This window comes from Thermus sp., from assembly GCF_039793865.1.
In the GTDB taxonomy this organism is placed as follows: Bacteria; Deinococcota; Deinococci; order Deinococcales; family Thermaceae; genus Thermus.
Genome location: NZ_JBAMMI010000017.1, coordinates 1 through 9339 on the forward strand (window position 1 = coordinate 1; position 9339 = coordinate 9339).

Genomic DNA, 9339 nt, shown 5'->3' on the forward strand with positions numbered 1-9339 from the left:
GGCGTCCGCATGCAGGGCCCGCACCGGGAAGGGGAAGGCCTGGCGCGCCCTTTTAAGTACCCCACCGCGGCAAAAGCCGCGGTGGGGGCCCCAAAAGAGCTTTCCCAAAGCCCAAGCTTGGGCATCCCGTGTTGCAAAGCCAAGGTGCGGGCACTTAGCCTCCCCGGCCCAGGGCTTCTCCGAGCCGCCTCAGGGCCTCCTCGAGGACCTCGGGGTAGGTGGCGAAGTTGAGGCGCACGTAGCGGTCGTACCCCTCCCCGAAGTTCTCCCCCGGGTTCAGGGCCACCCGGGCCTCCTGGAGGAGGTAGGCCGCCGCCTTGGGGATCCCCGTCTTGAGCCAGGCCAGGTAGGTGCCTTCCGGGGGGAAGTGGCCGAGGCCCACCTCCTTGGCCCAGGCCGCCACCCGGTCCCGGTTCGCCTTAAGCCTTTCCCGGGTTTCCCGAAGCCAGTCCTCCCCTTCCAGGAGGGCGGCCTTCCAGGCGGCCATGGCCAGGACGTTGGGGAAGGTGTGGGGGAGGTGGCGCTTCAGGGCCTCCACCAGGGGCTTGGGCCCTACCGCCGCCCCTATGGGCAGGCCCGCCAGGTTGTAGGCCTTGCCCGGGCCCACCAGGGTGAGGGTCCTTTCCGGGAGGAAGCGGGCCAGGGGGACGTGAGGCCTCTCGTAGGTCAGGGGGGCGTGGAGCTCGTCGGAGACCACGATGAGGTCGTGCTTCTTGGCGATCTGGGCCAGGGCCAGAAGCTCCTCCTCGGTGAACACCCGGCCCGTGGGGTTTTGCGGGTGGCAGAAGAGGAGGAGCCTCGAGGCGTAGGCCAGGCGCTCCAGGCCCGAGAGGTCCAGCCGCCACCCCTCCTCGGTTTCCCTTAAGGGGTTGGCGAGAAGGGTGCGCTTCTGCTCCCGGATGGCGGCCAGGAAGGGGGGGTAGACGGGCACCTGGCTCAGCACCCCCTGCCCGGGGGCGGTGAAGGCGGCCACGGCGGCGTAAAGCCCCACCACCACCCCGGGCATGAAGGCCACCTCCCCCTCGAGGCCTCCCCTTTCCAGGAGGAGGGCCTTGAGCTCCGGGTCCCCTTCCCGGGGCGGGTAGCCCAAAAACCCCTCCGCCCGCTCCCGGATCGCCTTGCGGATGGGCTCGGCCACGGGGAAGTCCATGTCCGCCACCCACAGGGGGAGGACGCCCTCGGGGTAGGCGCTCCACTTCAAGGAGTCCTTGCGGGGAGGAAGCACCATGGGGTTATCTTACCGCCCGGCCCAGGCGCCTCAGCATGTAGAGGGAAAGGAGGACGAGAAAGAGGCTCACCACCTGGGTGGCGGTAAAGAGGCCGATGCCCAGCGCCTCGTTGCGGTAGATGGGAAGCCAAAGGGGGTTCAGGCGGAAGGGCTCCTCCAGGACCGAGCGGAGGACGCTGTACCACAGGAGGAAGTTCCAGAAGGCGTACCCGTAAAAAGGCTTTTTCCTGAGCCAGTAGAAGGAGAGGGGCAGGAGGATGAGGCCCACCAAGGCCCCATAGACCTGGGTCAGGTGCACCGGGCCCCGGAGGAGTTCTTGGCACCGGTACACCTGGGAAATGTCGTCTATGCCGGGGCAGACCCCGGGGAAACCCCGGGCCCACTCCGGCCAGGTGAAGCCGATGGGCAAGGAGGTGAGGCGGCCTGCGGTGTCGGAGCCGTTCATGAGGTTCCCGATCCTCCCGGCGATGATCCCCAGGGCCACCCCAGGGGTGGCGGCGTCCAGGTAGGGCCACAAGGGATAGCCCCGCCTCCGGTGGAAGTAGTAAAAGGCCAGGGTGCCCCCCAGGATGGCCCCGTGGAAGGAAAGCCCCCCGTGCCAGATATAAAGGATTTCCACCGGGTTTTCCAGGAAATAGCCGGGGGAGGTGAGGACGTACCCGAGCCGCGCCCCCACTACCCCCCACACCACGGCCCAGAAGACGGCGGTTTCAAACCGCTCCGTGTCCAGCCCCCAGGCCTTTAGGCGCCTCTTGGCCAGCTCAAAGCCTATGAAGATGGCCAGGGTGAGCAGAAACCCGTACCACTGGATCCTCAAGGGGCCGATCTGGATCATGGTGGGGTTCATTCCTGGCCTCCCAGAAGCGCCGCCAGGCGCTCGGCGAGCTCTTTCTCTCCAAAGACCCCTTCCAGAAGCACCTCCTCCCCCCAAAGGAGCACCGGGACCCGGAAGGTGTACCGCCGAAAAAGCTCGGGGTCCCGGTCCACGTAGGGGACCCCCAGGGTCCAGAGGGCCCTTTCCGCCTTCTCGCAAAGCCCGCACCCTTCCCGGGTGACGAAGACGATCTCCATGGGGGAAAGCATACCCCACCCCTAGAAGATCTGGCGCAGGACCCAAAGCCCCATGGCCAAGTGGACCAGCACCTTGGCCGCCACGCCCCCCATGAGGCCCACCAGGGTGCCCCAGGCCGCCTTTAGGGCCTCCTCGGGCCTGCGCCCCGAGAGGTACTCAAAGAGCCACGCCAGGAGGAAGGGGAGGACCAGGACCCCCCACACCCCCAGAAAAAGGCCCAGGAGGCCACCCAAAAAGGCTCCCCAGAGCCCCGCCCGGCCCGCTCCGTAGCGCCTGGCGCCGAGGAGGGCCGCCACGTTGTCCAGGAGCATGGCGAGGAGGGCCAGAACTCCGAGGAGGACCCACGTCCCCAGGGAAAGCTCTTGGAAACCCAAAAGGAGCTCGTGGAGGAAGGCGGCGAGGAGGATGACCAAGGTGGCGGGCACCAAGGGGAGGAAGGTGAGGAGGACCCCGAGGATCCAGAGGACCACGAAGAGCCAGTCGGCGAAGGCGTCCACGGGAAAAGCCTACGGCCAGGGCCCATGAGAAGGGAAAGGGACATCCGCCCAGAGGGCTTCCCGTAAGCTTGGGGCCAGGAGGCGGGTATGGACATCGGCCTACCCAAGGAACGGATGGCGCTGAAAAACCTTCCCCTCTTCGGGGAGGGGGTGCGGGAGGGGCGGGTGGCCCTCACCCCCCAGGGGGTGCGGGAGCTCGCCGCCTTGGGCCACCGGGTCTACGTGGAGCGGGGGGCCGGGGAGCGGGCGGGCTTTCCCGACGAGGCCTACGAGGAGGCCGGGGCCAGGCTGGTGAGCCGGGAGGAGGCCTTTGGCCGCCCGGAAGTGGTGCTCAAGGTGGGAAGGCCCACCCTCGAGGAGGTCGCCCTCTTCCGCCCCGGGGCCACCCTCATGGGCTTTTTGCATCTGGCCACCGCGGAGTCCGGCCTCATAGAGGCCATGGCGGAAAAGGGCCTCACCGCCATCGGCTACGAGCTGGTGGGGGAAGGGGAAAGGCGCCCGGTCCTGAAGGCCATGAGCGAGATCGCCGGGAGGCTTGCGCCCCAGATCGCCGGGCGGCTTCTAGAGGCCCCCGTGGGGCCTGGGGTCCTCCTCTCGGGCCTTCCCGGCATCCCCCCGGCGGACGTGGTGGTCCTGGGGGCGGGGGTCCTGGGCCGGGCGGCGGGAAGGGCCTTTTTGGGAGCCGGGGCCTCGGTCTACCTCCTGGACAAGGCCCTTCCCGCCCTGGAGGAGGCGGCCCGGGAGGTCCCGGGGGCCGTCACCGCCCTCGTCACCCAAAGCCGCCTGGAGCGCTACGTGGCCTTCGCCGACGTTTTGGTGGGGGCGGTGGCCGTGCCGGGGGAGCGCGCCCCCGTCCTCCTCACCCGGGAGCTCCTCTCCCGCATGCGCCCGGGCTCGGTCCTTTTGGACTTCGCCATTGACCAGGGGGGCATCGCCGAGACCAGCCGGGTGGGCCTGTACCAGGAGATGGGCGTCACCCACTTCTGCCTGCCCAACGTTCCCGCCCTGGTGCCCCGCACGGCGAGCCACGCCCTCACCGCCACCCTCCTGCCCTTCCTGCTCAGGATGGGGGACGACCCCCTAAAGGTCCCCGCCCTCCGCCAGGGGGCCTACCTCCTCCTTGGCCAGAAAGGAGGCCACCTAGAATGAGCTACCGCAAGAAGCTCACCTCCCCCGAGGACGCCGTGACCCTTATCCGGTCCGGGATGCGGGTCTTCGTCTCCGGCAACGCCGCCACTCCCACGCCCCTCCTCAAGGCCCTCGCCGCCCGCAAGGAGGAGCTGGAAAACGTGGAGCTCGTCCACCTCCTGCAGCTGGGGGAGGACCCCTTCGCCGCCCCGGAGATGGAGGGGCACTTCCGGAGGCGCTCCCTCTTCGTGGGCCCCGCCGACCGGGAGGCGGTGAACCAGGGGCGGGCGGACTACGTGCCCGTCATGCTCCACCAGGTGCCCTGGCTCTTCAAGCGGGGCGTCCTCCCCTTGGACGCCGCCATCGTCCAGGTCTCCCCGCCCGACGAGCACGGCTTCTGCTCCTTGGGGGTGGAGGTCATCGCCACCAAGGCCGCCCTCGAGGCCGCCCCCCTCGTCATCGCCATGGTGAACCCCAGGATGCCGAGAACCCTGGGGGACACCTTCGTCCACGTCTCCCGCTTCACCGCCATCGTGGAGCTGGACTGGCCCCTGCCCGAGCTTAAGCGGGAAGGCTTCGGCGAGGTGGAGCGGAGGATCGGGGAGCACGTGGCGGGCCTTATTGAGGACGGGGCCACCTTGCAGATGGGCATCGGGGCCATCCCCGACGCCGTCTTGGCGAGCCTCGAGGGGCGGAAGGACCTCGGGGTGCACACGGAGATGATCTCCGACGGGGTCCTCGAGGCCTTCCTCAAGGGCCTCATCACCGGGGCCAGGAAGACCCTCCACCCGGGCAAGGTCATCGGCACCTTCGTCCTGGGCTCGGAGAGGCTCTACCGCTTCGTCCACGACAACCCCCTCTTTGAGCTCCACCCCGCCGACTACGTCAACGACCCCTTCGTGGTGGCCCAGAACCGCAAGATGGTGGCCATCAACTCGGCCATTGAGGTGGACCTCACCGGCCAGGTGGTGGCGGACTCCATCGGCACCCGCATCTACTCCGGCTTCGGCGGCCAGCTGGACTTCATCCGGGGGGCGGCGAGGAGCGAGGGGGGAAAGCCCATCATCGCCCTCCCCTCCACGGCCAAGGGGCAAAGCCGCATCGTCCCCTTCCTGAAGCCGGGGGCGGGGGTGGTCACCACCCGGGCCGACGTGCACTACGTGGTCACGGAGTGGGGCGTGGCCGAGCTCTTCGGCCGCTCCTTAAGGGAAAGGGCCCTGGCCCTCATCGCCATCGCCCACCCCGACTTCCGGGAGGAGCTTCTAAAGGCCGCCTGGGAGCGGAGGCTCCTTCCTAGGGGCTACCCCGGGGTGGACTTGGGGCCGAAGAACCCGGCAGGGAACCCTTGACAAGCCCTCCTTTACGCCCCTAAATAGGGGGCGATGCCCGCGAAAGGCAAACGCCCAAAACCCGGCCAAGGAGCTTCCGCGCAAGGGGCCACCACCTTGGTGGTGGTGGAGTCCCCGGCCAAGGCCAAAAGCATCCAGAAGATGCTGGGGCCTGGCTACGAGGTGCGGGCGAGCCGGGGTCACGTGGCCGACCTGCCCGAGCGTAGCCTCGGGGTGGACGTGGCGCGGGACTTCGCCCCCACCTACGAGGTGAAGAAGGACAAGAAGCCCGTGGTGGAGGAGCTCAAGCGGGCGGCCCAGGGCAAGCGCCTCCTCATCGCCACCGACCCCGACCGGGAGGGGGAGGCCATCGGCTGGCACGTGGCCCGCCTCCTGGGCCGCGACCCCAAGGAGCCCATCCGGGTGGAGTTCCACGAGATCACCCCGAGGGTGGTGCGCCAGGCGGTGGAAGCCCCGAGGCCCATAGACCAGAACCTGGTGGACGCCCAGCAGGCGAGGCGGGTGCTGGACCGCCTCCTCGGCTACAACCTCTCCCCCCTCCTCTCCCTGGAGTTCCGCAAGCGGGCCCTCTCGGCGGGAAGGGTGCAGAGCGTGGCCCTAAGGCTCGTGGTGGAGCGGGAGGAGGAGATTGAGGCCTTCCAGAAGGAGGAGTACTGGACCCTCACGGGGACCTTCGCCGTGGAGGGGAAAACCCTCCTCGCCGCCCTCCTGGAAGCCGAGGGGAAGCGCCTCTGGACGGGCCAGGGGGAGAAGGAGGGAAGGCTCCACCTGAGGACCGAGGCCGAGGCCAAGGCCCTGGCGGAGGCCGTGGCCGGGCTCCCCTACCGGGTGGACCAGGTGGAGGTGCGGGAACGCCGCAAGTCTCCCCCGCCTCCCTTCACCACCTCCACCCTGCAGCAGGCGGCCAGCACCCGCCTGGGCTACACCGCAAGCCGCACCATGCGCATCGCCCAGAGGCTCTACGAGGGGGTGGACCTCCCCGAGGGCACCGTGGGCCTCATCACCTACATGCGCACGGACTCGGTGCGGGTTTCCCCAGAGGCCCTGGCCCTGGCCCGGGAGGTCATCGGGGAGGTCTTCGGCGAGGACTTCCTGCCCGAGGCCCCCCGGGTCTACAAGAACCGCAAGGAGGGGGTCCAGGACGCCCACGAGGCCATCCGCCCCACGGACCCAAGGCGCACCCCGGAAAGCGTCCGCCCCTACCTCTCCGAGGAGGAGTACCGCCTCTACGAGCTCATCTGGCGCCGCTTCCTGGCAAGCCAGATGAAGGACGCCCTCTACGAGCAGACCTCCGTCCTCCTGAAGAGCGAAGGGGGGCGGTACCTCTTCCGGGCCTCGGGCTCGGTCCTCAAGTTTGAGGGCTACCTCCGGGCCTGGGGCCGGGAGGAGGAGGGCGAGGAACCCCCGGTGCCCGCCGTGCCCGAGGGGGCTTTGGCGAAGCTCCTCCAGGCCACCCCCGAGCGGCACTTCACCGAGCCGCCCCCCCGCTACACCGACGCCAGCCTGGTGAAGACCATGGAGGAGCTCGGCATCGGGCGCCCCTCCACCTACGCCCCCACCTTGGAAACCCTGGAGAAGCGGGGCTACGTGGAAAGGCGGGGGCGCACCCTCCTCCCCACCCCCCTGGGCCGCCAGGTGACCCGCTACCTCAAGGAGCGCTTTCCCCAGGTGGTGGCCTACGAGTTCACCGCCCGCATGGAGGACCGCTTGGACGAGGTGGAGGAGGGCAAGGCGCCCTGGCCCAGGGTGGTCTGGGAGTTCTACGAGCCCTTCCTGGGGGAGCTCGCCCAGGTGCCCAAGCGGACCTGCCCCCGGTGCGGCAGGCCCCTGGAGCTCAAGGTGAGCCGCTACGGCCAGTTCCTGGGGTGCACCGGCTACCCGGAGTGCACCTACACCGAGCCCCTGGAAAAGCGGGAGGCCGAGCCCATCGGGGAGGCCTGCCCCAAGTGCGGGAGGCCCCTTGTCAGGAAGGAGGGGCGCTACGGGAGCTTCATCGCCTGCTCGGGCTACCCGGAGTGCGACTACACCCGGGACGACGGCCGCCCCACGGGCCACACCTGCCCAAAGTGCGGCGCCCGGGTCCTGGAAAAAAGGAGCAAGCGGGGAAAACCCTACTACAAGTGCGAGAACGGGGCCTGCGACTTCCTCTCCTTCTACCCCCTCCTGGAGGAAACCTGCCCCGCCTGCGGCTGGCCCCTGGTGAAGAAGGGCGGGAAGGCCCTCTGCATGAACCCGGGTTGCCCCGAGCACGACCCCAAGCTCCTTCCCGCCCCCAAGGCCTCGCCCAAGGGCGAGGGCGGGAAGGCCAAGCCCCGGCCCAAGGGAAGGCCTTCTAAAGGGGCCGCCAAGGTGGGCTTGCCCGGGGACTGGGAGGAGCTAAAGCCCTTCCTCGCCGAGCTTTCCCCCGAGGAGCGCCGGGCGGCGGAGGCCCTGGCCCGGGGAGAGGCCCTAGAGGGGGAGGCGGCACGGCTTGCCAAGCGAGCCCTCTTCAAGCTCCGCATGCTCAAGGGCCGGGCCAAGAAGGCGGTGGCCAAGGCCTGAGGCCGGAAGGAGAAGGGGATGCAAAGCTACAAGCTCCACCTCCTGCGCCTGGCCCGGGAGGGCCGGGTGGAGGTCCCAGGGCTTCCCTTGAGGGCCTACGCCCTAAGGGAGGGGGAGGAGCGCTCCCAAAGCGCCTTCTACCTCCTTTTGGAGGGGGAGCTCGTCATTGACCTGCCGGAGGGGCGGTACCTGCACCTCCGGCGGGGGGAAGGGGCCTGGGTGGGGGAGCCCCATCGCCTCCTTCCCGTGGAGCGGGCGGTGCTTCTGGAGCTTCCGGCCTAGGCCCCACCAGGTAGACCGCTCCCCAGGGGCGGTAGAGGCTCACCACCCGGTCCTCCACCGTCCGCCCGTCCCGGTAGCGCACCACCCGGCGCACCTCCACCCGGGCCCCTTCCGCGGCGAAGTCCACCTGCTTGCGTGTTCCCGGGGGCAGGGAGGGGTCCGGGATTTCCCGGGGCGGGAGGGGGGGCTTGCGGTCCTTTATAAAGGGGCCCTCCCAGCGCACCTCCCGGTCCTTGGTGCCGAAGAGGTGGAAGCGGAGCCGGGTGCCCACCACCGAGCGCTGGACGAGGAGGTGGCCCGGGGTGTCGTTCAGGACCTCGAGGTCCTTCTGGGGCTGGAAGACCGCCGCATCCAGCCCCGTGGGCTTGTAGTAGGCCACCTGGTAGCTGTGGGCGTGGCGCTCCAGGATGGGGAGCCCGGCGAAGAAAAAGGCCCGGAAGAGGGTGGTGGAGACCTGGCACACCCCGCCTCCCACGCCCTGCTCCGTGCGGTCCCCCACGATGACAAAGGCCTCCTTGTACCCTTCCTCCTCGCTTACGGGCCCCAGGGCCTGGTTGAAGGAGAAGGCCCCTGGAGGGATGAGGAGGCCGTCCAGCTTGCTGGAGGCGAGGAGCAGGTTGTGGACCCTCTCCCGGCTCGAGCCCCGGAAGTCTGTTTCCCCCGTGGCCAGGTGCTCCCGCACCCCCAGGGCGTAAAGCTCCTTGAGGCTCGGGGTGGGGGGCAGGTAGCGCGCGGGGAGGCGGAAGCTCCTTTTGCCCTTGGCCAGGGCCTCCTGGTAGGCGGCGAGGGCCTCTTTTTCGTCAAAGGCGAGGCCCTTCTTCTCCACACCCCGCCACCTTCCTCCCTCGAGGACGAAGCGGGGAGGGCGGGGGTCCCGGGTAAGCCGCTTCAGGAGGGACTTAAGCTCCCCCTCGGAGGCCACGGGGTAGCGCTGCACCCCGGTGTAGGTGCGGAGCTCCCCCTCCTCCACCACCTCTTCCTGAACGACCAGGAGGGCCTCCAGGGGCCCGGAAGCCCCAAGGGCCAGGGCCTCGAGGAGGGCCAGGGCGAGAAGCCGCCTCATGTGAAGAGAAGAATACCGCGAAACCCCCCCACGTACCGGCACCCACCTTTGCCCCCGCCCCCGGCCTTCTCCCCGGGGGCCCGCTGGCCTGAGCCGGGGGTGATGGGGTGCCAGGCGCCGTGCAAGCCCCTGGGGGAGCTCTTACCAGGCCCGGCGCCTGAAGGCCGCCCTCTTGGGAC

The 9339-nt window shown here is 69.4% G+C and carries 9 protein-coding genes; 4 read left to right on the forward strand and 5 right to left on the reverse strand.

Annotated elements, in window-relative coordinates; genetic code table 11:
- Nucleotides 1-154: 154 nt before the first annotated feature.
- Genes ABJK26_RS01485 through ABJK26_RS01500 form a run of 4 tightly spaced genes read right to left on the reverse strand, consistent with a single transcriptional unit; the run spans nucleotide 155 to nucleotide 2797 of the window.
- Nucleotides 155-1228: an aminotransferase class I/II-fold pyridoxal phosphate-dependent enzyme gene (locus ABJK26_RS01485; protein WP_347240431.1), complete on the reverse strand. Its 1074-nt coding sequence runs from the start codon at nucleotides 1226-1228 to the stop codon at nucleotides 155-157.
- Between the two features lie 4 nt (nucleotides 1229-1232).
- The gene (gene lgt / locus ABJK26_RS01490; protein ID WP_347240440.1) at nucleotides 1233-2063 is read right to left on the reverse strand and encodes a prolipoprotein diacylglyceryl transferase; all 831 of its coding nucleotides are present in this window, start codon (nucleotides 2061-2063) and stop codon (nucleotides 1233-1235) included.
- Nucleotides 2064-2071: 8 nt separating this feature from the next.
- On the reverse strand, nucleotides 2072-2311 hold the full coding sequence (locus tag ABJK26_RS01495) for a glutaredoxin family protein (protein ID WP_347240432.1): 240 nt from the start codon (nucleotides 2309-2311) through the stop codon (nucleotides 2072-2074).
- A gap of 9 nt (nucleotides 2312-2320) precedes the next feature.
- The gene (locus ABJK26_RS01500) at nucleotides 2321-2797 is read right to left on the reverse strand and encodes a DUF456 family protein (protein WP_347240434.1); all 477 of its coding nucleotides are present in this window, start codon (nucleotides 2795-2797) and stop codon (nucleotides 2321-2323) included.
- An 87-nt stretch (nucleotides 2798-2884) separates the two neighbouring features.
- Between ABJK26_RS01500 and ABJK26_RS01505 the strand changes: the two genes are divergently transcribed.
- From ABJK26_RS01505 to ABJK26_RS01520, 4 genes are read left to right on the forward strand one after another with little or no spacing between them, the layout of a single operon-like run.
- Nucleotides 2885-3946, forward strand: coding sequence for an alanine dehydrogenase (locus tag ABJK26_RS01505; RefSeq protein ID WP_347240435.1), 1062 nt, complete (start codon nucleotides 2885-2887; stop codon nucleotides 3944-3946).
- The gene (locus ABJK26_RS01510; protein ID WP_347240436.1) at nucleotides 3943-5274 is read left to right on the forward strand and encodes an acetyl-CoA hydrolase/transferase C-terminal domain-containing protein; all 1332 of its coding nucleotides are present in this window, start codon (nucleotides 3943-3945) and stop codon (nucleotides 5272-5274) included. The genes ABJK26_RS01505 and ABJK26_RS01510 overlap by 4 nt, the downstream gene beginning before the upstream one ends.
- A gap of 33 nt (nucleotides 5275-5307) precedes the next feature.
- Nucleotides 5308-7815 (forward strand): type I DNA topoisomerase, encoded by a 2508-nt coding sequence (gene topA, locus ABJK26_RS01515; protein ID WP_347240437.1) that lies wholly within the window; start codon nucleotides 5308-5310, stop codon nucleotides 7813-7815.
- Between the two features lie 18 nt (nucleotides 7816-7833).
- Nucleotides 7834-8097, forward strand: a complete 264-nt coding sequence (locus ABJK26_RS01520; RefSeq protein ID WP_347240438.1) for a hypothetical protein — start codon at nucleotides 7834-7836, stop codon at nucleotides 8095-8097.
- On the opposite strand, the gene ABJK26_RS01525 is transcribed toward ABJK26_RS01520, so the two are convergent.
- Complete coding sequence (locus ABJK26_RS01525) at nucleotides 7979-9160, reverse strand: VanW family protein (protein ID WP_347240439.1); 1182 nt, start codon at nucleotides 9158-9160, stop codon at nucleotides 7979-7981. The two genes, ABJK26_RS01520 and ABJK26_RS01525, sit on opposite strands and share 119 nt — an antisense overlap.
- Nucleotides 9161-9339 lie beyond the last annotated feature (179 nt).

What these genes read in the sequence shown, in the direction of transcription:
- ABJK26_RS01485 (WP_347240431.1), bottom strand. Translation starts at nt 1,228, where the DNA reads ATGGTGCTTCCTCCCCGCAAGGACTCCTTGAAGTGGAGCGCCTACCCC.
- lgt (WP_347240440.1), bottom strand. Translation starts at nt 2,063, where the DNA reads ATGATCCAGATCGGCCCCTTGAGGATCCAGTGGTACGGGTTTCTGCTC.
- ABJK26_RS01495 (WP_347240432.1), bottom strand. Translation starts at nt 2,311, where the DNA reads ATGCTTTCCCCCATGGAGATCGTCTTCGTCACCCGGGAAGGGTGCGGG.
- ABJK26_RS01505 (WP_347240435.1), top strand. Translation starts at nt 2,885, where the DNA reads ATGGACATCGGCCTACCCAAGGAACGGATGGCGCTGAAAAACCTTCCC.
- ABJK26_RS01510 (WP_347240436.1), top strand. Translation starts at nt 3,943, where the DNA reads ATGAGCTACCGCAAGAAGCTCACCTCCCCCGAGGACGCCGTGACCCTT.
- topA (WP_347240437.1), top strand. Translation starts at nt 5,308, where the DNA reads ATGCCCGCGAAAGGCAAACGCCCAAAACCCGGCCAAGGAGCTTCCGCG.
- ABJK26_RS01520 (WP_347240438.1), top strand. Translation starts at nt 7,834, where the DNA reads ATGCAAAGCTACAAGCTCCACCTCCTGCGCCTGGCCCGGGAGGGCCGG.
- ABJK26_RS01525 (WP_347240439.1), bottom strand. Translation starts at nt 9,160, where the DNA reads ATGAGGCGGCTTCTCGCCCTGGCCCTCCTCGAGGCCCTGGCCCTTGGG.